Annotated in this window: 24 protein-coding genes, 1 tRNA gene and 1 pseudogene; 13 read left to right on the forward strand and 13 right to left on the reverse strand. The window is 69.5% G+C overall.

The window, feature by feature from the left end; translation table 11 throughout:
• Positions 1-74: 74 nt before the first annotated feature.
• The 9 genes from BW949_RS00350 (at position 75) to BW949_RS00385 (ending at position 7985) form a co-directional block, all read left to right on the forward strand.
• The gene (locus BW949_RS00350; protein WP_076363653.1) at positions 75-851 is read left to right on the forward strand and encodes an ABC transporter ATP-binding protein; all 777 of its coding nucleotides are present in this window, start codon (positions 75-77) and stop codon (positions 849-851) included.
• 32 nt (positions 852-883) lie between these two features.
• Positions 884-1606: a transporter substrate-binding domain-containing protein gene (locus BW949_RS00355; protein WP_076362953.1), complete on the forward strand. Its 723-nt coding sequence runs from the start codon at positions 884-886 to the stop codon at positions 1604-1606.
• A 148-nt stretch (positions 1607-1754) separates the two neighbouring features.
• A complete protein-coding gene (locus tag BW949_RS17525; protein WP_268875780.1) occupies positions 1755-1877 on the forward strand; it encodes a hypothetical protein in 123 nt (40 codons plus the stop codon).
• Positions 1874-2761, forward strand: a complete 888-nt coding sequence (locus BW949_RS00360; RefSeq protein WP_076362954.1) for an ABC transporter permease subunit — start codon at positions 1874-1876, stop codon at positions 2759-2761. The genes BW949_RS17525 and BW949_RS00360 overlap by 4 nt, the downstream gene beginning before the upstream one ends.
• Positions 2758-3588, forward strand: a complete 831-nt coding sequence (locus BW949_RS00365) for an ABC transporter permease (RefSeq protein ID WP_076362955.1) — start codon at positions 2758-2760, stop codon at positions 3586-3588. The genes BW949_RS00360 and BW949_RS00365 overlap by 4 nt, the downstream gene beginning before the upstream one ends.
• 3 nt (positions 3589-3591) lie before the next feature.
• Positions 3592-4923 carry a glutamine synthetase family protein gene (locus BW949_RS00370; RefSeq protein ID WP_076362956.1) on the forward strand — a complete coding sequence of 444 codons (1332 nt, stop codon included), beginning with the start codon at positions 3592-3594 and terminating at the stop codon, positions 4921-4923.
• 246 nt (positions 4924-5169) lie between these two features.
• Entirely contained in the window at positions 5170-6333 is a 1164-nt protein-coding gene (locus tag BW949_RS00375; RefSeq protein WP_076362957.1) for an SPFH domain-containing protein, read from the forward strand.
• A gap of 3 nt (positions 6334-6336) precedes the next feature.
• Entirely contained in the window at positions 6337-7467 is a 1131-nt protein-coding gene (locus BW949_RS00380; RefSeq protein WP_076362958.1) for a TFIIB-type zinc ribbon-containing protein, read from the forward strand.
• A 74-nt stretch (positions 7468-7541) separates the two neighbouring features.
• On the forward strand, positions 7542-7985 hold the full coding sequence (locus BW949_RS00385; RefSeq protein ID WP_076362959.1) for a hypothetical protein: 444 nt from the start codon (positions 7542-7544) through the stop codon (positions 7983-7985).
• 160 nt (positions 7986-8145) lie between these two features.
• Here BW949_RS00385 and BW949_RS00390 read toward each other — a convergent pair whose 3' ends face one another.
• Positions 8146-9357 (reverse strand): NADP-dependent isocitrate dehydrogenase, encoded by a 1212-nt coding sequence (locus BW949_RS00390; protein ID WP_076362960.1) that lies wholly within the window; start codon positions 9355-9357, stop codon positions 8146-8148.
• 235 nt (positions 9358-9592) lie between these two features.
• A tRNA-Arg gene (locus BW949_RS00395) sits at positions 9593-9669 on the reverse strand.
• Between the two features lie 201 nt (positions 9670-9870).
• Between BW949_RS00395 and BW949_RS00400 the strand changes: the two genes are divergently transcribed.
• From BW949_RS00400 to BW949_RS00415, 4 genes are all read left to right on the forward strand, one after another.
• Positions 9871-10578 carry a Hint domain-containing protein gene (locus tag BW949_RS00400; RefSeq protein WP_076362961.1) on the forward strand — a complete coding sequence of 236 codons (708 nt, stop codon included), beginning with the start codon at positions 9871-9873 and terminating at the stop codon, positions 10576-10578.
• A 96-nt stretch (positions 10579-10674) separates the two neighbouring features.
• Positions 10675-11592 (forward strand): carbohydrate kinase family protein, encoded by a 918-nt coding sequence (locus BW949_RS00405; RefSeq protein WP_076362962.1) that lies wholly within the window; start codon positions 10675-10677, stop codon positions 11590-11592.
• Positions 11593-11607: 15 nt separating this feature from the next.
• A complete protein-coding gene (gene dtd / locus BW949_RS00410; RefSeq protein ID WP_076362963.1) occupies positions 11608-12054 on the forward strand; it encodes a D-aminoacyl-tRNA deacylase in 447 nt (148 codons plus the stop codon).
• Between the two features lie 318 nt (positions 12055-12372).
• On the forward strand, positions 12373-13734 hold the full coding sequence (locus tag BW949_RS00415; RefSeq protein WP_076362964.1) for a DEAD/DEAH box helicase: 1362 nt from the start codon (positions 12373-12375) through the stop codon (positions 13732-13734).
• A gap of 70 nt (positions 13735-13804) precedes the next feature.
• Here BW949_RS00415 and cysE read toward each other — a convergent pair whose 3' ends face one another.
• From cysE to BW949_RS00465, 11 genes and pseudogenes are all read right to left on the reverse strand, one after another.
• A complete protein-coding gene (cysE, locus tag BW949_RS00420; protein ID WP_076363654.1) occupies positions 13805-14614 on the reverse strand; it encodes a serine O-acetyltransferase in 810 nt (269 codons plus the stop codon).
• Positions 14615-14740: 126 nt separating this feature from the next.
• Positions 14741-15019: pseudogene (locus BW949_RS17785) on the reverse strand (DUF7742 family protein); the annotation flags it as partial.
• Positions 14988-15698, reverse strand: coding sequence for a DUF2793 domain-containing protein (locus tag BW949_RS00425; RefSeq protein WP_076362965.1), 711 nt, complete (start codon positions 15696-15698; stop codon positions 14988-14990). The gene BW949_RS00425 and the pseudogene BW949_RS17785, both read right to left, overlap by 32 nt.
• Positions 15691-19590 (reverse strand): baseplate multidomain protein megatron, encoded by a 3900-nt coding sequence (locus BW949_RS00430; protein ID WP_076362966.1) that lies wholly within the window; start codon positions 19588-19590, stop codon positions 15691-15693. The genes BW949_RS00425 and BW949_RS00430 overlap by 8 nt, the downstream gene beginning before the upstream one ends.
• Complete coding sequence (locus tag BW949_RS00435; protein WP_076362967.1) at positions 19590-20048, reverse strand: C40 family peptidase; 459 nt, start codon at positions 20046-20048, stop codon at positions 19590-19592. The genes BW949_RS00430 and BW949_RS00435 overlap by 1 nt, the downstream gene beginning before the upstream one ends.
• Entirely contained in the window at positions 20045-20932 is an 888-nt protein-coding gene (locus BW949_RS00440; RefSeq protein WP_076362968.1) for a DUF2163 domain-containing protein, read from the reverse strand. Before BW949_RS00440 ends, BW949_RS00435 begins: the two co-directional genes overlap by 4 nt.
• Positions 20929-21564, reverse strand: a complete 636-nt coding sequence (locus BW949_RS00445) for a DUF2460 domain-containing protein (RefSeq protein WP_076362969.1) — start codon at positions 21562-21564, stop codon at positions 20929-20931. The genes BW949_RS00440 and BW949_RS00445 overlap by 4 nt, the downstream gene beginning before the upstream one ends.
• Positions 21565-21573: 9 nt before the next feature.
• Positions 21574-22227, reverse strand: a complete 654-nt coding sequence (locus BW949_RS00450) for a phage tail tape measure protein (RefSeq protein WP_179747527.1) — start codon at positions 22225-22227, stop codon at positions 21574-21576.
• A 5-nt stretch (positions 22228-22232) separates the two neighbouring features.
• Positions 22233-22436, reverse strand: a complete 204-nt coding sequence (locus BW949_RS00455; protein ID WP_076362971.1) for a rcc01693 family protein — start codon at positions 22434-22436, stop codon at positions 22233-22235.
• Positions 22433-22759 carry a gene transfer agent family protein gene (locus BW949_RS00460; RefSeq protein ID WP_076362972.1) on the reverse strand — a complete coding sequence of 109 codons (327 nt, stop codon included), beginning with the start codon at positions 22757-22759 and terminating at the stop codon, positions 22433-22435. Before BW949_RS00460 ends, BW949_RS00455 begins: the two co-directional genes overlap by 4 nt.
• A 13-nt stretch (positions 22760-22772) precedes the next feature.
• The gene (locus tag BW949_RS00465) at positions 22773-23186 is read right to left on the reverse strand and encodes a phage major tail protein, TP901-1 family (protein ID WP_076362973.1); all 414 of its coding nucleotides are present in this window, start codon (positions 23184-23186) and stop codon (positions 22773-22775) included.
• Positions 23187-23262: the final 76 nt, after the last annotated feature.

Here is a 23262-nt window from a genome sequence, read left to right on the forward strand (position 1 = left end):
CCCAGAATCCGAGCCTTGCCTTGACCCATACCGCCCCCCAGACGCGCGCCGACACCGGGACATTCCCCGAAGCCATGCAAACGGAACCGCCCGTCATCGAAATCACCGATCTCCACAAGAGCTTCGGGTCGCTCGAGGTGCTGCGGGGGGTGTCGATCCGGGCCTTGCGCGGGCAGGTGGTCAGCCTGATCGGCTCGTCGGGGTCGGGCAAATCCACCATCCTGCGCTGCGCCAACCTGCTTGAGGACAGCCAGTCGGGCGAGATCCTCTTCGAAGGCGAGCCCGTCGCCTGGCGCGGCCAGGGCATCGCGCGCCAGCCCGCCGACCGCGCGCAGGTCCGGCGGCTGCGCACCAACCTGTCGATGGTGTTCCAGCAATTCAACCTCTGGTCGCACATGACCATCTTGCAAAATGTCATGGAAGCCCCGGTCACCGTGCTGGGCCAGCCCGCCGCCGAGGTCGAGGCCCGCGCCCGCGCGCTGCTCGACAAGGTCGGCATCGGCGCCAAGGCCGAGGCCTGGCCGGCCGAGCTGTCGGGCGGCCAGCAGCAGCGCGCCGCCATCGCCCGCGCGCTGTGCATGGAGCCGCGCGCGCTCCTGCTCGACGAGCCGACCTCCGCGCTCGATCCCGAATTGCAACAGGAGGTGGTCAAGGTCATCAAGGATCTGGCCGCCGAGCACCGCACCATGATCCTTGTCACCCATGACATGCGCCTGGCGGCGGATGTCTCGGACCATGTCGTCTTCCTGCATCAGGGCCGGATCGAGGAACAAGGCCCGCCCGAGCAGGTCTTCGGCGATCCGCGCACCGAACGGCTGCGCGGCTTTTTGTCGGCCACCGTGGCCGCCTGAAACCAAGAAGCAAATCAACCGGGAGCAATCGAATGAAGAAGCTGATCCTGACCACGGCTCTGGCCCTGTCCGTCGCGGGCTGGGCGCAGGCAGGCGACGTGGTGCGTCTGGGCACCGAGGGCGCCTATCCTCCCTACAACTTCATCAACGACGCCGGCGAGGTCGACGGCTACGAGCGCGAGCTGGGCGACGAGATCTGCAAGCGCGCCGGGCTGACCTGTGAATGGGTCGTCAACGACTGGGATACGATCATCCCGAACCTGGTGTCGGGCAATTATGACGCGATCATCGCCGGGATGAGCATCACCGACGAGCGCAAGCAGACGATCGACTTCACCCAGAACTACATCCCGCCGGCGGCAAGCGCCTATATGTCTGTCACCGAAGACGCCGATCTGTCGGGCGTGGTCTCGGCGCAGACCGGCACCATCCAGGCCGAATACGTGGCCCAGTCGGGCGCGACCCTGGCCGAGTTTGCCACGCTCGACGACACCGTGGCCGCGGTCAAGAACGGCGAGGCCGACGCGGCCTTTGCCGACAAGGACGCGCTGGCCCCCTTCGTCGACGAATCGAACGGCGAATTCATGTGGGTCGGCGAGGATATCGCCCTGGGCGGCGGCGTCGGCATGGGCATGCGCAAATCCGACACCGAACTGCGCGCCAAGATCGACGCGGTCATCACCGAGATGAAGGCCGACGGCACGATCAACGCCATGCTGGTCAAGTGGTTCGGCGAAGGCACCGCCACCTACTGAGACCCGACCCGGCCGTTCCCGGCGCACCGCGCGGGGAACGGCAACCGGGCGGCCCCGTGCCGCCCCCGCCTGCCCCGCCGCCGCCCCGCCTGCCTCGCTGTCAGGCCCATGGGCCATGACGGGGCCGGCGCGCCCCGAGGAAGCGCAGATGACACGTCCCAGCCCCGCCCCATCCATCCCGATGGCGTCGCCCGCCCCGATGGCCCGGTTCCGCATGGCCCCCGCCCCCGGCATCACCGCCCCCGACGTCACCACCGAGGCGGGCCGATGACGGCTGGCACCTGCGCCGATCCCGCCACGCTCGAGGGGCTGGCCTGGCTGGGCTGCTACCTGAGCACCGGCAAGCACATGATGTTCTATGCCTCCTTCGGGACGGTGCTGGCGCTTCTGGCGATCACGGCGCCGCTGGCCCTGGCCTTGGGCTTTCTGGGGGCTTTGGCCAGCCGGGCGCGCCTGCTGCCGCTGCGCATCATCGGCAAGACCTACACGGCGATGGTGCGCGGCGTGCCCGACATCGTCTTCTTTCTCTTCGTGCCGATCGCGCTCGATCAGGGGCTTGAATATCTGCGCCACCGCATCAAATGCCCCGACTGGACCGAGCCCGTCCGCCGCGGCGCCGATTTCGTGGTCTGCCCCGCGGCCAAGCTGCCGCTGTCGAGCACGCCGCAGATCTGGCACGAGGCCTATGGCTTTGCGCTGGCGGTCGCGGCCTTTGCCGTGGTCTTCGGCGCCTTTGCCGCCAACGTGCTGGCCGGGGCCATGAACGCGGTCCCGCGCGCCCAGCTCGAGACCGCCGAGGCCTATGGCATGACCCAGCGCCAGATCACCCGGCGCATCCTGATCCCGCAGATGTGGACCTATGCGCTGCCCGGTCTGGGCAATCTGTGGATGATCCTGATCAAGGCCACGCCGCTTCTGTTCCTGCTCGGGGTCGAGGACATCGTCTACTGGGCGCGCGAACTGGGCTCGGCCAAGACCTCGGCCTATTCCTTCCCCCACCCCGACTGGCGGGTGTGGTATTTCCTGGCGCTGCTGCTGTTCTATCTGGGCATGACCAAGCTCTCCGAGGTGCTGATTTCGCGGATGACGGCCAGCCTTGCGCGCGGACAGGCGACGCTGGGCGGCGAGGCCCGCAGGAAGGCGGCGGGCGCATGAGCAGCTGTCTGGAGACCGTCCACGACTACGGCCTGCGCGCGCTGGGGATCGGCGAACGCATCCTGCCCAAGACCGACATCACCTTGTGCGAGCAGGTGACGCTGATCGGATCGGGCATGCTGTGGAACATCTATTTCGGGGTGCTGGCGCTGGCGGCGGGGTTCTTCTTTGCCAATGCGCTGGCCATGGCCAAGGCCGCGCGGTCGCCCTGGCTGCGCCGCCCGGCCGAGCTGTTCATCTTCGTCTTCCGCGGCTCGCCGCTCTTCATCCAGTTCTTCCTGGCCTACGAGGCGCTGGTGCTGCTGCCGCGCTCGGGCATCGAGTTCTGGGGGCTGACGCTCGAGACCTCGTGGCTGACGCGGGCCTGGGCGGGGGCGCTGATCGTTCTGTTTCTCAACACCTCGGCCTATTCGGCCGAGATCTTTCACGGCGCGCTGATGAGCGTGCCGCGCGGCGATATCGAGGCCGCCAAGGCCTATGGCATCACCGGCTGGTCGCGGTTCCGCCGCATCTTGTGGCCGACCATGCTGCGGCTGGCCTGGCCGGCCTATACCAACGAGGCCATCTTCCTGTTCCACGCCACGACGCTGGTGTTCTTTTCCGGCTTTCCGGCCTATCGCCAGAAGGGCGATGCGCTCTATTACGCCTCGTATTTCGCGGAAAAGACCTTCAACCCGTTCATTTCCTATCCGATCGTGGCGGGGTATTTCGTGGTGTTGACGCTGGCCGTCATCGCGCTGTTCGGATGGGTCAACCGGCGCCTGAACCGCCATCTGCCGGGGGCACGGCGTCCCCGGCTGCGGATCAGGCCGCAGATCATCAGGTGAGACATGGACTGGCTCAGAGAGCACCCCGAGGTGCGCACGATCCGCGTGGCGGCGGCCGACCTGAACGGCGTCGCCCGCGGCAAGCGCATCCCGGCGCGCTTTGCCGACAAGATCATCCGTGAGGGGACGCGCTTTCCCTATTCGGTGATGAACCTCGACATCTGGGGCGAGGATATCGAGAACAGCCCGCTGGTCTTCGAGACCGGCGACCCCGACGGCCTGTTGATCCCGACCGAGCGCGGCTTCATGCCGATGCCCTGGCTCGAGGCGCCGACCGCGCTTCTGCCGATCTGGATGTTCCACATGGACGGCCGGCCCTATCTGGGCGATCCGCGACAGGCGCTGGCGCGGGTGCTGATGCGCTTTGGCGAGGCCGGGCTGACGCCGGTGGTGGCGACCGAGCTCGAATTCTTCCTGATCGACGATTCCGGCAAGACGCTGCGGGTGCCGCCCTCGCCGCGCTCGGGCAAGCGGCGCACGGGCGGCGAGGTGCTGTCGCTGCGCGCGCTCGACGCCTTCGACCGCTTCTTCACCGCGCTCTATGACGCCTGCGAGGAAATGGACATCCCCGCCGACACCGCGATCTCGGAAGCCGGGCCGGGCCAGTTCGAGATCAACCTTCTGCACCAGTCCGACGCGCTCAAGGCCGCCGATGACACTTGGCTGTTCAAGATGCTGGTCAAGGGGCTGGCGCGGCGGCACGGCTTTGCCGCCTCGTTCATGGCCAAACCCTACGAGGCCTGGTCGGGCAACGGCATGCACACGCATTTCTCGATCCTGGATCGCGCCGGGCAGAACATCTTCGACGAGCGCCGGCCCGATGGCCGGGAACGGCTGGGCCATGCCGTGGCGGGGTGTCTGGCGGCGCTCAGGGGCTCGACGCTGGTCTTTGCGCCGCATCAGAACAGCTTTGACCGGCTGGTGCCTGATGCCCATGCGCCCACGGGCATCGGCTGGGCGCACGAGAACCGCACCGCCGCGATCCGCATCCCGGCCTCGGGGCCTGCGGCGCGGCGGATCGAGCACCGGGTCGCGGGGGGGGACGTGAACCCCTATCTGATGATCGCCGCGATCCTGGGGGCAGCGCTCCAGGGGCTCGAGGCGGCCGAGGATCCTCCCGCGCCCTTCACCGGCAATGCCTATTCGCAAAACCTCGAGCAATTGCCCGGCACCTGGGCCGAGGCGATCGAGACCTTTGCCAATTGCCCGCGGATGCCGGGGATCTTTCCGGCCGAACTGATCGAGAACTTCCTGATGACCAAACGTCAGGAGCTGCATTACATGGCCGAATTGTCCGAGGCCGAGCAGACCGAGCTTTATCTCGACACGGTCTGAGCGGGCGGCCTGCTCTGAGCGCGCGCGGGGGAGCGTCCCCGCCCCCCATCGAGGGGGGCGGGGACGCCGCGTTCGCGGGGGCTCGATGCCCCCGTGAACGCGCGCCCCCTCCTGCCGTCGTTCCGCCCCACCGAAGCAACCGCAGACAAAACCGCTGGCGGTGAAACGGTTGGCGGTGACACGGTTGACGGGGCCGCCCCTTCATAGGAACCTGCCCGCATCCCCGTTCCTGCCGCAGGTCACCCCATGGGCATTCTGGATTTCCTCACCGGCGAGTTCATCGACGTCATTCACTGGACCGATGACACCCGCGACACGATGGTCTGGCGCTTCGAGCGCGAAGGCCATGCCATCAAATACGGCGCCAAGCTTACCGTGCGCGAGGGCCAGACGGCGGTCTTCGTCCACGAGGGCCAGCTGGCCGACATCTTCCCGCCCGGCCTCTACGAACTCGAGACCAACAACATGCCGGTGCTGACCACGCTCCAGCATTGGGACCACGGCTTCCAGAGCCCCTTCAAATCCGAGATCTATTTCCTCTCGACGGTCCGCTTCAACGATCTGAAATGGGGCACCCGCAACCCGATCATGCTGCGCGACCCCGAATTCGGCCCGGTGCGCCTGCGCGCCTTCGGCACCTATTCCATGCGCATCACCGACCCCGGCCGCTTCATGACCGAAATCGTCGGCACCGACGGCGAATTCACCGCCGACGAGATCAGCTTCCAGATCCGCAACGTGATCGTGCAGGCCTTCGCGCAGGTGATCGCGGGATCGGGGATCGCGGTGCTCGACATGGCGGCCAATACCGCCGATCTCAGCCGCCACATCCTGCGCGCGATCGAGCCTGTCGTCGCCGCCTACGGGCTGAGCCTGCCGGAATTCTACATCGAGAACATCTCGCTGCCCCCCGCGGTCGAGGCCGCGATGGACAAGCGCAGCTCGATGGGGATCGTGGGCGATCTCAACCGCTACACCCAGTTCGCCGCCGCCGAAGCGCTGGCCCAGGGCGACGGTGGCGGGGCGATGGGAACGGCCCTTGGCGCCGGGCTCGGCATGGCGATGGGGGCACAGATGGGCGGGCAGATGATGCAGCCCGGCCCCTGGGGCATGGCCCCGCAGCCCGCAGCTGCCGCACATCCCGGCGCCCAGCCCGTGACGGCACCGCCGCCCCCGCCGCCGCCCGAACCGGCTTGGCATATCGCGCGCAACGGCGCCACGACCGGCCCCTTCCTGCGCACGGAACTGGCGCAGATGGTGGCGCATGGCGCGCTGGACCCCACCACGCTGGTCTGGAGCGCGGGCCTGCCCGGCTGGGCCGCGGCCGGCACGGTGCCGACGCTGGCCGGCCTCTTTGCCCCGCAGATGCCGCCCCCGCCCCCGCCGCCCCCCGGAGGCACGCAGGGCTAGACCATGACCACCCCCGCACCCGCCGCGCCCGAGCGGCATTTCCCCTGCGACGCCTGCGGGGCGGATCTGACCTTTGCACCGGGTCAGGACCATCTGGAATGCAGCTATTGCGGCCATGAACAGGAAATCCCGCCCGCGATCGGGCGCGGCACCGCCGATCTGCGGGAATTGCCGCTGGCCGAAGTTCTGGACCGCGCCCCCGCCGCCGAAATCACCGACGATCTGCGCCTGCTGTCCTGCCCCAATTGCGGCGCCCAGATCGAGATCACCGGCCCCGAGCACGCCAGCACCTGCCCCTTCTGCGCCACGCCCTTCGTCACCGGCACCGGCGCCCAGCGCCAGATCAAGCCGCAGGGCCTGGCGCCCTTCGTGCTGAGCGAGGCCGAGGCACGCGAGGCCGTCACCCGCTGGCTGGGGCGGCTGTGGTTCGCGCCCTCGGGGCTGGTCGATTATGCCCGCAAGGGGCGGCGGATGACCGGCGTCTACACCCCCTTCTGGACCTTCGACGCGCGCACCCGCTCGCGCTATTCGGGGATGCGGGGGGACGCCTATTACGTCACGCGCACGGTGATGACCACGGTCGGCGGCAAGCCCGCCCGCCGCCAGATCCGCGAACGCAAGATCCGCTGGAGCCCGGCCTCGGGGCAGGTCGCGCGGGACTTCGACGATGTGCTGGTGCTGGCCACCACCTCGCTGCCGCGCGCGCATACCGCCGCCCTCCAGCCCTGGGATCTGTCGGCGCTGGTGCCGTTCCAGCCCGAATATCTGGCCGGCTTCAGCGCCGAGGCCTATACGATCGGCCCGCAGGACGGACATGCCGAGGCGCGCGATCAGATGGCCCGCGTCATCCGCTCGGACGTGCGGCGCGCCATCGGCGGTGACGAGCAGCGCATCTCGGCCATCGACACGACCCACCGCGACGAGACCTGCAAGCATGTCCTGCTGCCGGTCTGGACCGCGGCCTATCGCTACCGCGGCAAATCCTACCGCTTCGTGGTCAATGCCCAGAACGGGCGCGTGCGCGGCGAACGGCCCTGGTCGGCGCTCAAGATCGCGCTGGCGGTGCTGGCGGGCGCGGCGCTGGCGGGCGGGGTCTACTGGTGGACGCAGATCCAGCAGCAGGGCGGGTTCTAGCCCATCGCCGCCGCGCCCCATTCCCCTGACGGTGCCGGCGCGCTATTCAGACCGAAAAGAGGGAAGCCCAGAGAATGCAGCACGACCCCCGGATGGAATATCGCGTGATCCCCGCGCCCCGGCAGGGCGAACGCGCGCGCGGCGTGCGCACCGGCGCCGGGCGCTTTGCCCATGCGCTGGAAAGCCTGATGAACGAGATGGCCGCCGAGGGCTGGCATTATCTGCGCGCCGACACGCTGCCCTGCGACGAACGCAGCGGCCTGACCCGGCGCACGACCGTCTTTCACGCGATGCTGGTCTTTGCCCGGCCCCGCAGCGCCGCCGCGGCCCAGCCCGAAGCCGCGGAAGCCCGTAGCGACACCCCCGCCCCGCTTGCGGAAACCGCCGCCGAAGCGCCGGCGCCCGCCGTTTCCAGCCCGGCACCTTCCGCGGTCAAGGCCACCACGCGTCTGCATCCCTTCTCGGCCCGCAGCGCCGGGGACGGCTCGCCGCGCCTCGGCCCGGCCCACCGCGACTGAACGCCCCGATCCGCCACGCACCGGCGCTGAACGCCCGTCCTCTCGCCTCACGCGCAAAAAGATACGCCGCGCGGCTCTCCCTCCGCGCGGCGCGCCGGCGCTCTCCTCGCCGGATGCCCGGAAAGGGCGGCCCCGCGGGACCGCCCCTGGCCCTTCGGCCTCAGTTCAGGGCCTTGTTCAGGTATTCGTCGACCTTCTCGAGGAAGCCCATCGTGGTCAGCCATTTCTGATCGGGGCCGACCAGCAGCGCCAGATCCTTGGTCATGAAGCCGTCTTCCACCGCCTGCACGGTCACCCGCTCCAGCGTCGTGGCAAAATCCATCAGCGCGGTGTTGCCATCCAGCGTGGCGCGATGCTTCAGACCGCCGGTCCAGGCGTAGATCGACGCGATCGAGTTGGTCGAGGTCTCCTTGCCGGCCTGATGCTGGCGATAGTGGCGGGTCACCGTGCCATGCGCGGCCTCGGCCTCGACGGTCTTGCCATCGGGCGTCATCAGCACCGAGGTCATCAGCCCCAGCGAGCCGAAGCCCTGCGCCACGGTATCCGACTGCACGTCGCCGTCATAGTTCTTGCAGGCCCAGACATAGCCGCCCGACCATTTCAGCGCCGAGGCCACCATGTCGTCGATCAGGCGGTGCTCGTAATGGATACCGGCCTTCTTGAACTTCTCCTCGAACTCTTCCTCGTAGACCTTCTGGAACAGATCCTTGAAGCGGCCGTCATAGGCCTTGAGGATGGTGTTCTTGGTCGACAGATAGACCGGCCAGCCCAGGCGAAGACCGTAATTCATCGAGGCGCGGGCGAAGTCGATGATCGACTGGTCGAGGTTATACATCCCCATGGCCACACCGGCGGCGGGCGCGTCGAAGATCTCGTGCTCGATCACGGTGCCGTCCTCGCCGACGAATTTCATCGTCAGCTTGCCCTTGCCGGGGAAGCGGAAGTCGGTCGCGCGATACTGGTCGCCGAAGGCATGACGGCCGACGACGATCGGCTGGGTCCAGCCCGGCACCAGGCGCGGCACGTTCTTGCAGATGATCGGCTGGCGGAAGATCACGCCGCCCAGGATGTTGCGGATCGTCCCGTTGGGCGAGCGCCACATCTTCTTGAGGCCGAATTCCTCGACTCGGGCCTCGTCGGGGGTGATCGTGGCGCATTTGACGCCCACGCCGTATTCCTTGATCGCCAGAGCGGCGTCGACGGTGATCTGGTCCTCGGTGCGGTCGCGCTCCTCGATCCCGAGATCGTAATATTTCAGGTCGATGTCGAGATAGGGCAGGATCAGCTTCTTCTTGATGAAGTCCCAGATGATCCGCGTCATCTCGTCGCCGTCGAGCTCGACGACGGGGTTCTCAACCTTGATCTTGGTCATGCTGCCCTCGTTGCTGGGGTGACTCGGCTGCCCTCTTCTAGCGGGTTTCCACGCCCAAGGGAAGCGTGGTATGCGAATGTATACATCTTGGAGCCGACGCCCGCGCCCCGCGCCCGACCCGGCCCGCGCCCGATCCCCCGGCAACCCCAGTAAAATCAATGTGATGTCAGGGGGGGGGCTTCGGCACGGATCCGGCGCGTAAAGATCGCCGACGCGGCACGAAACATCGCAGGAATGGCGACCCCGCCAGGACTTGAACCCGGAACCTAGCGCTTAGAAGGCGCTTGCTCTATCCAGTTGAGCTACGGGGCCACGGGTTTCTTTTGCGCCAGCCCTGCGCCACGTGCAAGCCCCCCTTGCCGGTGCTGAACTTTACGGTTTGTTCAGCCTCGCGCCGTAGTCTTGAATTGTTCGAGTGCCAGCCGCAGCGGCAGGACCGCGCGCCACGGATAATGATCAGACAAGGGGAAGCGGGCCGCGGGACGGCTCGGGCAAAAAAACATGCGTGCATTGATGAACCTCCTGTCGGCCAGTGCCGCGCTGACGCCCGACCCCGCCGAGACCGACGATCTGCTCGATCCGGACCCAGCCTGCACGCCCGCCTTCGGGATCGGCTACAATATCCCCCTGCTGACCCCGGACGGCCCGCGCCCGGCGGCCAGCATCGCGCCGGGCGATGCGATCCTGACCTTTGACAACGGGTTCCAGAAGGTCAGCTCGGTCGAACGCGTCGGCTATTGCAAGCCGCGCGCGCCGCTACCACCGACACTCTGGCCGCTTCTGGTGCCCGCCGGCACCGTCGGCGACAACGTAGAAACCCTGCTCGCACCCGAACAGGGGGTCATGGTGGAAAGCGACGTGGCCGAGGCCCTCTTCGGCGACCCCTTCGTCGTTGTCCCGGCCGCGGCCCTTGACGGCGAAGCCGGCATTCATCGCGTCCCCCCCTCGGCCCAGGCGCGGTTTATCGTGCTGCATTTCGACCGCGCCGAAGTGGTCGTCACCCAGCATGGCGGGTTGCTGATGTGCCCGCCTCGCAATCCCGGCATGATCTGGGAAACGCCCGAAGACGATGCCCGACCTCTGGAATATACCGTGCTGCCGCTTCTCGATGCGCTCGAGCTGATCGCGGCCGAACGCGGCTCGGAAACCGCGCTTCTGGCGCAATTCGAACGGCGCAGCGGGGACATCTCGGCGGCGTTGATCCACGCCAAGAAGCCCTGAACACCCGGCCACCGCCTTGCCAGCCGCCCCGCTCTGTCGTTAGCTGAACGATGGACCTGCGGCGGGGGGCCGGTTTGGTAACGGGGGGAAGGCGTGATGATCCTGTCATGTGGCGAGGCGCTGATCGACATGCTGGCGGTGGACACGCCCACGGGGCAGGCCTTCGCGCCACATGTGGGCGGGGCCGTCTTCAACACCGCCATCGCTCTGGGCCGGCTCGGGGTGCCGGCGGGGTTCGTATCGGGGATCTCGCGCGATCTCTTCGGCACCCGGATCGAGGCCGCGCTGCACGCCGCACAGGTCGATGCGGGGCTCGCGATCCGCTCGGACCGGCCCACCACATTGGCCTTCGTCACCCTGACGGACGGACAGGCGCGCTATGCCTTCTATGACGAGAACACCGCCGGGCGCATGCTGACACCGGCGGACATGCCCGCGCCACCCACCGACGTGCAGGCCCTCTTCTTCGGGGGGATCTCGCTTGCGGTCGAGCCCTGCGGCGCGGCCTATGAAAGCCTCTGCCACGCGGCGGCGGGCCGACACGTGATCATGCTCGACCCCAACATCCGGCCCGGTTTCATCCGCGACGCGGCGGCCTATCGCGCGCGGCTGGCACGCATGATCGCCGCCGCCGATATCGTGAAACTGTCGAACGAGGATCTCGACTGGCTGGAAGGCCCCGGCGAAATTGCCGCGCGCGCGCAGGCGATCCTGACGCGCGGCCCGGCGCTGGTCCTGGTGACCGAAGGGGCGCAGGGTGCGCAGGGGTTCACCGCACGGGGGCATGTCGTCATGCCCGCCCGGCCCGCGCGCCTGCACGACACGGTTGGCGCGGGCGACACGTTCAACGCCGGCGTCCTGGCGGCGCTCTGGCGCGCCGGGGCGCTGAGGCGGCCCGCGCTGCGCGACCTGCCCGCCCCGGTCCTGACCGCCGCCCTCGATCTGGGCACACGCGCCGCGGCCATCACCGTGTCGCGCGCCGGCGCCAATCCCCCCTGGGCCCACGAACTCTGAAAACGGAGACATGACATGAGAGCAGTGATCCAGCGCGTCACCGAGGCGCGCGTCGACGTCGGATCCCGCACGACCGGCGCCATCGGTCCGGGGCTCCTGATCCTGATCTGCGCCATGCAAGGCGACACCGAGACCGAAGCCGACCGCCTGGCCGGGCGCATCGCCAAGATGCGGATCTTCCGCGACGATCAGGACAAGATGAACCTTTCGGTGCGCGACATCGGCGGCGCGGCGCTGGTGGTCAGCCAGTTCACCCTGGCCGCCGACACCCGGCGCGGCAATCGCCCCGGCTTCTCAAGCGCCGCCGCCCCGGCCGACGGCGAACGGCTCTATGAACATTTCGCCGAGGCGCTGGCGGCGCAGGGCGTGCCGGTCGCGCGCGGCGAATTCGGCGCCGACATGGCGGTGCATCTGGTCAATGACGGCCCCATAACCATCTGGATGGACACCGCCGCCCCCTGAGGCCCCGCCCCCTGAGGCCCCCAAGCCCCCAGCCCTCCCAAGCCTCCAGCGCCCCCGGCATCCAGGTCACACGCGCGGGTCTGCGGCCCCCCTGCGCGCGATAAGACTTGACTTGTGCGGCATTCCCCCGCATTGCGCTTCCACCCCAAGACGCCGCGTCCGCGTGAGACGCAAGGCCCCCCAAGGGCCTGGCGCGGGGACCGCCTCCATCTTCACGCGGGGGGGCAGCGGGCCGCCGGGCCTGCACCCGCCCCGTCCGCCAGGCCCCGCCTGGCGCCCCGTTTCGCGCGCACCCCGCGCGCCATGAAAGACAAACCCTTGAAAGATTTTGAAAACCTCGGCCTCGCGCCGATCCTTCTGGAAAACCTTCGCCGTCTGGGCATGACCAGCCCGACCCCGATCCAGGCCCACGCCATTCCGTCCGTCGTGGCCGGCCGCGACCTTCTGGGGCTGGCGCAGACCGGCACCGGCAAGACCGCCGCCTTCGGCCTGCCGATGCTGACGCGCATCATCGCGCAGAACCGCCGCCCCGAAGCCCGCCAGATCCGCGCGCTGGTGCTGGCCCCCACGCGCGAACTGGCCAACCAGATCTCGGAGAGCCTCAACGCCTATGCCGAAGGCGCGCCCGTGCGGGTCTTCCGCGTCGTCGGCGGCGCCTCGATCAACGTGCAGGCGCAGCGCCTGCAACGCGGCGTCGATGTGCTGATCGCCACCCCCGGCCGGCTGATCGACCTGATGGACCGCCGCGCGATCGACCTGTCGCAGACCGGCTATCTGGTGCTCGACGAGGCCGACCAGATGCTCGACATCGGCTTCATTCACGCGCTCCGCCGCATTGCCCGCGCCCTGCCCCAGGAGGACCGGCAGACGCTGATGTTCTCGGCCACCATGCCCAAGCTGATGAACGACCTCTGCGCCGAATATCTGACCGATCCGGTCCGGGTCGAGGTCGCGCCCCCCGGCCGCGCCGCCGAGCGCATCGACCAGGGCGTCCATTTCGTCAGCCAGGGCGACAAGGCGGCGCTGCTGGCCGAATATCTCTCGGCCCATACCGACGAAAAGGCCGTGGTCTTCGGGCGCACCAAGCACGGTGCGGACAAGCTGGGCAAGCTGCTGGATCGCTGGGGCTTTTCGGTGGCCTCGATCCACGGGAACAAGTCGCAAGGCCAGCGCGAGCGCGCGCTTGCCGCCTTCCGCGACGGCGAGGTCAAGGTGCTCGTGGCGACCGACGTGGCCGCGCGCGGGCTCGACATTCCGCTGGTCGAACATGTCTACAACTACGACCTGCCGAACGTGCCCGAAAACTATGTCCACCGCATCGGCCGCACCGCGCGGGCGGGCCGGTCGGGCCGGGCCGTCGCCTTCTGCGCGCCCGCCGAGGTGGTCGATCTGCGCGCCATTGAAGCGGCGATGAAATCGCGCATTCCCGTCATCGGCGGCGAAGCGCCCTCGGCCGAGGTTGCCGCCGCCGCCACGGCCGCGCTGCGTCAGAGCCGGCGCAACGCGCAGCAGGCGCGCTCGGGCGGCGGGCCGCGCCCGGCCAAGGCCGCCACCCCGTCCGGCCAGAAACCCGCCAAACCCAAGGCGGCGAAACCCGCCCGCAGCGCGGCGAACGCGGGCAATGGCGGCGGCGAGGCCCGTCCCAGCCGCAAGCGTCGCGGCGGGGCCGCCCGCGGCTGACACCCATGAAAAAGGGCGGCCCGCTGCCGCCCTTCTTGCCCCCCGCCGGATCAGCGCCCGCGCGACGGGCTCACTTGTCCTCGTGCAGAAGCTGGTCCATCGCCACCGACGGGCAATCGCACCCCGCCGTGCCCACGATCCGCGCCGGAACCCCCGCCACGGTCTTGCAGCAGGGCACATCGGCCAGCACGACCGAGCCGGCGGCGATGCGCGAATTGGCGCCCACATGGATGTTGCCCAGCACCTTGGCCCCAGCCCCGATCAGCACGCCGTCGCCGATCTTGGGGTGGCGGTCTTCCTCGTCCTTGCCGGTCCCGCCCAGGGTGACCGAATGCAGCATCGACACGTTGTCCCCGACTACGGCGGTTTCCCCGATCACGATCGAATGGGCGTGGTCGATCATCACCCCGCGCCCGATGCGCGCGGCCGGATGGATGTCCACGCCGAACATCTCGGAGGTGCGCATCTGCACGAAATAGGCCATGTCACGCCGCCCCTGCCCCCAGAGCCAATGCGCAATGCGATAGCTCTGCAACGCCTGATAGCCCTTGAAGAACAGGATCGGCTGGATGAAGCGGTGGCAGGCCGGGTCGCGGTCGTGCACCGCCACCAGATCGGCCCGCGCCGCCCGGCCCAGATCGGCATCCGCACCATAGGCCTCGTCGGCGATCTCGCGCAGGATCTGCTCGCTCATCTCGCCCGAGGCCAGCTTGAGCGAGAAGCGATAGGCCAGCGCACGCTCGAAATTGGGATGGTGCAGCAGCCCCGCATGGATGAGCGAGCCCAGAAGCGGTTCGTCGCGCACGGCCGCTTCGGCCTCCTCGCAGATGCGCTGCCAGACCGGATCGACCTCGGCCAGTTTCCTGCGTGCTCCCGCCATGATGCGCCCCTTTCCGACCGTTCGTGTCAGGCTATCACATAGACCGTCACGCCGACAGGAAAAGGGGGCCGCCCTGCCCTGCCCGCGCGCGGCTGCCTCTGCGCGATGCCATGCCAATGCGGCAAGCACAAGGCGCAGGCAGTCCAGATACGCCGCGTCGGCCAGAAACGGCTCGGGCGGGGCGGGACCGGCCGCCGCCATCAGCGCGCCATTGCCCCAATGCGGATGCGCCCGCCCCAACCGTTTGCGATAGCGGTCCGCCGCCTCGGCGCGCGCGATCATGCCCGCCAGCGCGCGGGCCCGCGCGGGTGCCGGCAACCCCGTCAGCACCCGCGCCGCGGCCGAGGCATCACCCAGCGTGAGCGGGCGCATCTCAGACCGAAGGCAACGTGATCTCCACCACATGCACCGCGATGCGCACCGTGCCGGCCGCGAAATCGCCCCCCATCGCGGTCAGGACCAGCGTCTCGGGCGCCCAGAAGGTCATCGGCGCCGACAGCATGCCCCGCGCCCACGACCCCAGCCCCAGCCCCAGCCCCGACCCGAACCGGTCCGGCGCCCCGGCATTGCCCAGCTGCCAGCTCGACAAGGTGCCGGTGATCTCGGCCACCACCCGCGCGCTGACCCCGATCACCATGCCGCCGGCCGGGATCAGCGCCGCCGTGGTCGAGCTGGCCCCCGCGGCGATGACATGATCGGCCTCGATCACCCGCGCGATCAGCCCCGCCCCAAAGGGCGAGAGCGTCAGCGCGCCGGCCACCCAATCGGCGCCCGAATGCACCGCCCCCTGCCCCTCGTCAGCGATCCAGACGCGCCAGCCCGCCTGCGGGGCGGCAAAGACCCAGCCGCCGTTACTGGCGATGGCGATCTCGCCCTCATGCCCGGCCCAGGCGTTGACCGCCCCCAGGGGCACGCCGTAGCAGGCGCCTTCGGCCACCACCACCGGCGGCACGCCCAGGCTGCGCGAGACCAGGACCGGGTTCACCAGCCCGTCCAGACGCACCAGCGCCTCGTTCACGGTGACATGTTTCTGCGCCTGCGCGGCCTCAAGGAACGGCAGGGCAAGACGGGTCGTTTCAGCCATCAATCACAATCCTCGTGTCAGGGCCGGCGCCGAATGCGTCGGAGATTTGCGCCACATGGACCGCAAAGGCCCCGGCAATGCCGTCGGCGGCCCGCATCGCGGCGGAATAGGTGAAGGCGGAGGTGCCGGTCTGGACCTCGCGGCGCAGCGTGCTGCCCGTATAGATGCGCAACCGATAGAGCTCGCGCGCCTCGCCCAGCGGCACCTCGAGGCTTTCCCAGCTGTCGCCGTCGATCCGCGTGCGCCGCACCCAAGACAGATCCCAGTCACTGCCCGCGCGCCGCGCGCGCAGATGCGCCGGCGCATAGGGCCGCAGCCCCACCCCGGAAAAGGCAAGAATCTCGTGGGTATAGGACGGGTCGTCATAGCTGCGCCCGGCCGGCCCCACGCGGTAATGCCGCGCCAGACCACGCGCGGATTCGGCCAGCGGGATCTGTTCGGCCGCGCCATCGAGCAAAACCACCAGGCTGCCCACCGGCCAGACATCGGGCATGATGCCATCGGTGCCGGCCTGCCCGCGCAGCCGCGTCCCGATCTCCCAGACACCCGGCGCCAAGGCCTGGGCTTGCGCGAATTGCAGCACCTCCCAATCGCCATCCGCGCCCGCGCCGATCGCCAGCGCATTCGCCCCCGCAAACAGCGCCGCCGTGGTGACGCTTTCCAGCGCGCCGGTCTTCAGCCGGATTCGCAGCCCCGGCCCACGGTCCCAGACCCCCGGCCGGGCTCGCGGCAGCGGGTCGAGCGTGGCCCCGATCACCGCGCGCTGGCGCAAGGTCGCCCCCAGCGCATAGCCCGCGTCCTGCGGCGCCGACCAGACCGCCACCGCCCCCGGCCAGGGCAGGCCCGTCGCCGCCACATGCGGGGCGGCCGGGTCTTCGTCGCCGCGCAGAAGCGGCAGGTCCATGAACTGCGCCATGACGGGCAGCGGCGGCACGAAATCGGCGGTGCGGATTGCGCCGTCGGCCTCGTCGGCGGGAACATAAAGCCCCGGCTCCACCCGCACTGCCTCCAGCGTCACCGCTTCGGCCTGATCCTGTCGGTCGATCCGGTAAAGCCCCGAAACCCCGTCGCTTTCCAGCGCGATCACATCGCCCGCGCCCAGGTCTGCGCGCGACGGCGGCAGGCTCAGCGTCACCGCGTCCCGCGCCACCCGCGCCTCGGCCAGCCAGCGTTCGGCAATCGCCTGCGCCTCGGAACGCAAAAGCGCCAGCGGCAGCTCGGATCCCGCCGGCGCCGTGCCCGGCTCGTCGGGAAAGATCGCCTCGACCGCACGGGCCTCGAAATCGCCCTCGGCCTCGACATAGCTCAGCCGGATGCGTCCCGTCGTCTCGGCCGCCGGCGCCCGCGCCACGGCCAGCCGCGCGCCCCCCTCGCCCTCGGCCAGATCTTCGGCCCCGATCTGCGCCACCGCGCGGCCCGTGCGGCGCGCAAAGACCAGCTTGCCCGCGCGTTCGGCGGCGTCGAACCCCAGCGCCAGCATCAGCACCTGAAGTGCCGCGCGCCCGGTCTCGCCCTCGCTCAGGCTCATCCCGCGCACCAGCCCCGGCAGCGCGCTGACATCGACCCGCGTGATGCCCGCCGCCGCGCAGATCTCGCCCACGACCGAGCCCAGCGGCTGCGCACTGACCCGCCCGTTCAACCAATGGCCCCGGCGGTAATTCTCGGCGTCGCTCCACAGATCCGCCCGCGCCGGAAAGGCCGGGAAGGGCCGTGCGTCCCAGGCCCAGGCATGGATGCGCTCGGGCGGCACCATCGGGCCGCCATAGACCGGCGAGACCGGCGCATGGCGCGTCCAGTAATCGGTCACCGCGCGCAGATATTGCATCTGGATCAGCTCGTCGCGCCGCCCGTCCGAGAAATGCGGCAGCGCCGATTCCGCGCTTTTCGGGTCCAGGAAAACGTTGGGCTGGTTGGTGCCCTTGTCGACCGCAGGACAGCCGATCTCGGTGAACCAGATCGGCTTGGCGCCCGGCTCCCAGGCCGTGGGTGTCGCCGCGCGCAGCCCGCCCGGCCGGTCGTGATGGGGCTGCGACCACCAGTTGCGAATGTCCTTGTAACGCCAGATCCAGGGCTCGCCATAGGCGTCATCGGTGATCGGCGTGCGGATCTGCGCCGCGCGATGGGCGGCATTGGCGTAATACCAATCGAAGCCCTCGCCGCCCTCGATGTTCGATTGCAGATAGCCCAGATCGTGGATCGCGCCCCAGCCCGCATCCAGGTGGTCCGCCCCCTCGCGCCAATCCGACAGCGGCATGTAATTGTCGATGCCGATGAAGTCGATCTCGGCATCCGCCCAGAGCGGATCGAGATGGAAGAAGACCTCGCCCCCGCCCGGATGATAGCCGAAATATTCCGACCAGTCGGCGGCATAGCCCAGCTTGCACTCCGGGCCCAGGATGGTGCGCACATCGGCCGCCAGCGCGCGCAGTGCCGCCACCATCGGGAAGCTGTTGCCGGGCCCACGGATCTGGGTCAGGCTGCGGAACTCGGAGCCGATGCAAAAGGCGTCCACGCCGCCGGCCTGCGCGCACAATGTTGCATAATGTAAAACGAACCGGCGCAGCGACCAGTCATTCGGGCCGGTATAGACCAGCTCACCGTTCGAAATGGTAAAATCGGCCGGTGTCGCCGTGCCGACGAAAGCGGCCACTTCGGCCACCGCGGCGGCGGTGCCATCGGGGCTTCCGGGCAGACCCGGCGCAAGCGACGTGGTGATCCGCCCGCGCCAGGGCAGCGCCGGCTGACCCGTGGTGCCGGTCCAGGGATCGGGCAGGCTGTTGCCCGCGGTCTGCTCCATCAGCACGAAGGGATAGAACAGCACCGCCTTGCCGGCCGCCTTCAGCGCCGCGATCGCCTCGCGCACCGAAGCATCCGAGGGCGTGCCCCCATAGACCGGCGCCCCGTCCTGCGTGGCCACCAGCCCCGCCTCGGCCCGGCCGATGCCGCCTGCGCGCCAGACCTGGCCCACGCCCTCGAAGGTCTGCGTCTCGACCCGCGGGCGCAGCCGGCATTCCCCCGCGCGCAGGTCGTCGCCGAACCACGACACCACCAGCGACACCGCCTCGCACCGCGGCAATTCCTGCGACAGCGCGTCCAGCGACACGCGGAAATCGGTCTGCCCCCCCGGCGTGTGGAGATTGGCCGAGACCACCTCGCCCAGGCCATAGTCGAAATGCACCGGCGTCGTGGCCAGCGCATATTCGCCCGTGCCGGGGATCATGGCGACGGCGCGGATCGCCCGGCCCAGATCCGGCACGTCCTCGATGCCCGGCCCTTGCGCGGGGCGCACCACCTCGAAGGTCAGCTGCGGCACGCGGTTGCCGAAATCGGCCAGCGGCAGATCCTCGAAGACCACATAGGCAATGCCGCGATAGGCCGGCGCCTGGCCCGCGCCCTCGACCGCCTCGATCTTGGCGTCGGGGATCTGGTCCTCGGTGCCCGGATAGACGCGGAAATTATAGCTGTCGGGCGCAATCTCGACGCCATCGGCCCAGATCCGGCCGACCCTGTCGATCACCCCCTCGCAGAGCGCGACAGCCAGGCTGACCGTATAGCTGTAAGACGTCGAGACCGCCCGCGGCGCGCCCTTGCCCGCGCGCTGGACCTGCGCGGTCTCGATGAAACGGGTGGCCCAGATCACCTGGCCCGCCACCCGCATCCGCCCCCAGACGCGCCCGACCGCGGCCCCCTCCGAGGCGCCCATGATGCGAAACCGCTCGACCCGTCCGGTCTGGACCGCGCGCCCGCCGCCGCCCAGAAGCCGCTGGTCGATCGCTCGGCCCAGCGTCGCCCCCACAGCCCGGCCGATGACCGCGCCCGACAGCCCCAGGACCGATCCGCCCACCCCCGCCCCCAGGGCGGAACCGGCAGCCGAAAGCAGAAGTGTCGCCATCAGGTTTCTCCGTTCCGGATCACAAGCTGCGGGAAATCGAACCGCGCCACGATGCGGCGCGCCCAGGGCGGGGCCAACGGGCTTTCGATGACGCCGTGCCCGGTATAGGCGTGGATGAAGCGCGGCGCGGGCCCGGCCGCGCTCAGCACGCCCAGATGCTTGGCTACCGCGCCCGCGCGCATGCGAAACAGAAGCACCTGCGCGGGCCGCAAGGGCACGGCCTCGGGGATGGGGCGCAGATGCCGCCGCGCCGCCGCCCAGAGCGCCTCCTCATGCGCGGGCTCGGACCAGTCGGCGCTGTAGGCCGGCGGGGTCTCGGGTTCGGGGCCGCAGGTCTCGCGCCAGAGCCCACGGATCAGCCCCAGGCAATCGGCCCCCACGCCGCGGCGCGATTGCTGATGCAGATAGGGCGTGCCGATCCAGGCCCGCGCGGCCTGCACGATGTCGTCGCGGCTCATTTGAACAGGCTCCCGCCGTCGTTGCGCGCCCCTTGCGCGGGATAGGTGGTCAGCCAATCGTCGCCCGGCACATGCGGAAAGCCCCGGAAGTTGGCGAAATTGGCGAATTTGCTGCGGCAGGTCTCGGCGCGGCGGTCGCAACCCGCCTCAAGCCGCAGCCGGGTGCCCGGCGCCAGCTCGGCCCGCACCGCCTGCCACAGCTCGACCCGGCGGGTCTGCCCGTCTTCCCGATCTGTCTTGATCACACCGATCAGCCCCGCCGACGGGCCCTCGAGCACTGTCAATTTGCCCTTTTCGAACCATCCGGGCGAAAAACCGGGTTGGCTGGCGAACACGAAGATCCGCCCCTCGGACACCTCCTCCACCGCCCATTCGGCGCGGTAGCCCGCCCCCGAAAGATCGACCCCGCAGGCCGCATCGCCCAGCACCGCCGCGCAACGCGGATGGAAGATGCGGCCCTGCGTGTCGCCCAAGGGGGCCGCCTGCCCGCGCAATTCGGCGGTGAACCGGCCCTCGGTCCGGCGCACCTCGCCGATGGCGCCGCGAAAGATCTCGGCGCGCATCTCGGGCGCGCGCCAGTTGACCAGCCAGACCGTCACCTCGGCCCCGTCATAGCGCCCCGCGCTGATATCGGCCTCGGTGATCGCGGCGGAACTCAGCGCGCCCACGATCTCGGTATTGTCGACCGACAGCCCCGTCGATTGCTCGAGCGCCAGCGCCGTCATCCCGCTTTCGGGGCGAAAGGCGATCCCGGCAAAGTCAAGCGGGCCGTCATGGTCGGTGAAGCCCAGCACCACGCCATCGGTGCGCGCCACCGCCCAGGCCCGGCACAGCGTCGTGGCGCCCGTGCCAAGATGGTCCTTCAACGCATTGGAAAAGCTCATCTGATCCGCAGCTCCACCACCGGCACCTGGGGCAGATCGCCCGCCTGGAACGACGCCACCGAGACCTGGATCTCGTCGGTATCGAACCGCACCGGCACGTCGAATTCGAACCCCGCCGTCACCTGCGCCCCCCGCGGCGGAGGCGCGTCGAAGACCACCGTTCCGGTGGTGGCATCCACGGTGAAATCGGCGCCCTCGCTGGCGTGATGGCCCTGGAGGCCCACGCGCACGCTGCCCGCCACCGGCTTGGTGATCGGGCGCAGATAGGCATGCCCGCCCGAGGCATAGCGCTTCTGAAGCCGAAATGTCGTGGTCTGCCCGTCACCAATCCCCAACACCTGGTCGTCATAGGCGATCTGGCGCGAGGCGGGCGCGGACCGGTAATCGGCCCAATCCTTCCAGCGAAAGCCGTGCAACTGGCCCTGGCGCGCCTCGAAAAAGGCGATCAGCGCCTCGACATCGTCCAGCGCGCGCAGCCCCAGCCCGGCGTCATAGCGGCGGCGGGAATGCGCCCAGGGCGTGTTGCGCTCCTCAAAGCCCGAGGCCAGCGTGACGATATCGGTGCGCCGCTGCGGCCCGCCGACCGAGCCGAAGCTCAGGCTGGCCGGAAAGCGGATCTCGTGAAATGCCATGTGAGTTCCTCAGCGGTTGCGCTCGCCGCGCGCGATCAGGCGGGCCATCTGCGCCGCGATCTGCCCCTGCGAGCGGGCAAATCCCGCCGCATCCGGGGTCGAGACATTGACGGTGACATTGACCGGGCGCCCGCCCGCGCCCCCTTGCACGCCCAGCCGGCCATCGGCCCCGCGCGCCAGCGGCAAGATCGCCTCGGGGCCGGCCTCGCCCATCAGCCCGCGGCCGTTGCGCAAGGGAAAGCCGGTCGCCTGCGCCACCACGCCCCCCTTGGCGAAAGGCATCACCCGCCCCTGCGAGAAGGCGCCCCCGCGGGCAAAGGGCAAGAGCCCGCTCAGCAGGCTGTTCACCCCCGAAGCCAGCGCCCCGCCGAGGCTCTGCTGGACCGGCCGCATCGCCACGTCATAGGCGCTTTGCGCCATGCTGGCTGCCACCCCCCGCAGCGCGTCCGACAGCTTCATCCCGTCGAAGATCACGCCGTCGAAGGCGCGCCGCAGCCCGCGCCCGATCCCGTTCGACAGAACCCCGACCTCGCGCCCGGTATAGAGCAGGCTTTCCCGCATCCGCCCCAGCTCGTCGCCGAAGGCCGCAGTCATCGCCTCGGCATTGCCCAGGTTGCGCTCCAGCCGCGCGGCCTCCTCGGCCAGGCTGTCGATCCCCTCGATCTCGGTCATTTCTCGTCCTTTCCGGCGCCATCGGGAAAGCGCGCGATCAGATCCTCGAGACCTGCGCGCCCCAGCGCCCCGGGCCCCGCGCCCAGACCCAGCATCACCGCCAGTTCGACCGGCGTCAGCGCCCAGAACACCCGCGGCTCAAGGCCCAGCCCCTGAAGCCCCGCGCGCATCAGCCCCGCCCAATCCAGCGCGCCGGTCATGGCGTGGCCCCCTCGGGCAGCGCGAAGGCCCGCGCCAGAAGCGCGCCCGCCGCGCGCGCCGCCCCGATCGGGCCGCCCTCGATCCGCGCGCCGGCCAGATCGGCCGCCGTCCCCGGCCAGCCGGCCGCGCGCAGCCCCGCCAGCAGAACCGCCAGCACGTCGCGCGTGCTGAAACGCCCCTCCTCGAAGCGCTCGACCAGCGCCACGAGGCTGGGCGCGCCCAGGCTCTCCTCCAGCTCGGCCAGCGCCCCCAGCGTCAGCTTGGCCCGCCAGGCCCGGCCCTCCACCACGACCTCCACCTCACCCGTCCAGGGGTTCGCCATCGCACGGCCCTCCTCAGATCGCGGTGAAGTTCAGCGGCCCGGCCGAAACCATCGTCATCTCGAAGGTGGCCTCGCCGTCGTGGGTGCCCGCATATTCGATGCCCGAGATCATGAACGCCCCCTCGACGATGCCGAAATCGGGGATGATGACCTGGAAATCGGGGGCCTCGGCGTCAAAGAAGATCTGGCGCGCGCGCTCGTCGGTGGCGGCGTCGCGGAACACCCCCGAGCCCGAGATCGCCGCCGAGCGCATCCCCGCACCGGCCAGAAGTTCGCGCCAGCCGCCCTGGCTTTCCAGCGAGGTGACCTCGACCGTCTCGGCGTTGAAGCTCAGCCGCGTGGCCCGCAGCCCCGCCAGGGTCTCGAAGAGACCGGCCCCGTTCGTGTCCAGCTTGATCAGCAGATCCTTGCCGCTTTGCGCTGCCATGTGCTTTTCTCCGAAATTCGATGGAAATCTCCGGCCAGACAGCGGTCCGAGGCGCCGGAATGTTCGATTTGTGCAA

It is taken from the genome of Phaeovulum vinaykumarii, assembly GCF_900156695.1.
Lineage (GTDB): Bacteria > Pseudomonadota > Alphaproteobacteria > Rhodobacterales > Rhodobacteraceae > Bieblia_A > Bieblia_A vinaykumarii.

What these genes read in the sequence shown, in the direction of transcription:
- BW949_RS00465 (WP_076362973.1), bottom strand. Translation starts at nt 23,186, where the DNA reads ATGGCAGCGCAAAGCGGCAAGGATCTGCTGATCAAGCTGGACACGAAC.
- BW949_RS00425 (WP_076362965.1), bottom strand. Translation starts at nt 15,698, where the DNA reads ATGGCTGAAACGACCCGTCTTGCCCTGCCGTTCCTTGAGGCCGCGCAG.
- BW949_RS00375 (WP_076362957.1), top strand. Translation starts at nt 5,170, where the DNA reads ATGGGCATTCTGGATTTCCTCACCGGCGAGTTCATCGACGTCATTCAC.
- BW949_RS00440 (WP_076362968.1), bottom strand. Translation starts at nt 20,932, where the DNA reads ATGAGCTTTTCCAATGCGTTGAAGGACCATCTTGGCACGGGCGCCACG.
- BW949_RS00430 (WP_076362966.1), bottom strand. Translation starts at nt 19,590, where the DNA reads ATGGCGACACTTCTGCTTTCGGCTGCCGGTTCCGCCCTGGGGGCGGGG.
- BW949_RS00400 (WP_076362961.1), top strand. Translation starts at nt 9,871, where the DNA reads ATGAACCTCCTGTCGGCCAGTGCCGCGCTGACGCCCGACCCCGCCGAG.
- BW949_RS00380 (WP_076362958.1), top strand. Translation starts at nt 6,337, where the DNA reads ATGACCACCCCCGCACCCGCCGCGCCCGAGCGGCATTTCCCCTGCGAC.
- BW949_RS00460 (WP_076362972.1), bottom strand. Translation starts at nt 22,759, where the DNA reads ATGGCGAACCCCTGGACGGGTGAGGTGGAGGTCGTGGTGGAGGGCCGG.
- BW949_RS00455 (WP_076362971.1), bottom strand. Translation starts at nt 22,436, where the DNA reads ATGACCGGCGCGCTGGATTGGGCGGGGCTGATGCGCGCGGGGCTTCAG.
- BW949_RS00385 (WP_076362959.1), top strand. Translation starts at nt 7,542, where the DNA reads ATGCAGCACGACCCCCGGATGGAATATCGCGTGATCCCCGCGCCCCGG.
- BW949_RS00350 (WP_076363653.1), top strand. Translation starts at nt 75, where the DNA reads ATGCAAACGGAACCGCCCGTCATCGAAATCACCGATCTCCACAAGAGC.
- dtd (WP_076362963.1), top strand. Translation starts at nt 11,608, where the DNA reads ATGAGAGCAGTGATCCAGCGCGTCACCGAGGCGCGCGTCGACGTCGGA.
- BW949_RS17525 (WP_268875780.1), top strand. Translation starts at nt 1,755, where the DNA reads ATGACACGTCCCAGCCCCGCCCCATCCATCCCGATGGCGTCGCCCGCC.
- BW949_RS00370 (WP_076362956.1), top strand. Translation starts at nt 3,592, where the DNA reads ATGGACTGGCTCAGAGAGCACCCCGAGGTGCGCACGATCCGCGTGGCG.
- BW949_RS00405 (WP_076362962.1), top strand. Translation starts at nt 10,675, where the DNA reads ATGATCCTGTCATGTGGCGAGGCGCTGATCGACATGCTGGCGGTGGAC.
- BW949_RS00390 (WP_076362960.1), bottom strand. Translation starts at nt 9,357, where the DNA reads ATGACCAAGATCAAGGTTGAGAACCCCGTCGTCGAGCTCGACGGCGAC.
- BW949_RS00360 (WP_076362954.1), top strand. Translation starts at nt 1,874, where the DNA reads ATGACGGCTGGCACCTGCGCCGATCCCGCCACGCTCGAGGGGCTGGCC.
- BW949_RS00365 (WP_076362955.1), top strand. Translation starts at nt 2,758, where the DNA reads ATGAGCAGCTGTCTGGAGACCGTCCACGACTACGGCCTGCGCGCGCTG.
- cysE (WP_076363654.1), bottom strand. Translation starts at nt 14,614, where the DNA reads ATGGCGGGAGCACGCAGGAAACTGGCCGAGGTCGATCCGGTCTGGCAG.
- BW949_RS00435 (WP_076362967.1), bottom strand. Translation starts at nt 20,048, where the DNA reads ATGAGCCGCGACGACATCGTGCAGGCCGCGCGGGCCTGGATCGGCACG.
- BW949_RS00355 (WP_076362953.1), top strand. Translation starts at nt 884, where the DNA reads ATGAAGAAGCTGATCCTGACCACGGCTCTGGCCCTGTCCGTCGCGGGC.
- BW949_RS00445 (WP_076362969.1), bottom strand. Translation starts at nt 21,564, where the DNA reads ATGGCATTTCACGAGATCCGCTTTCCGGCCAGCCTGAGCTTCGGCTCG.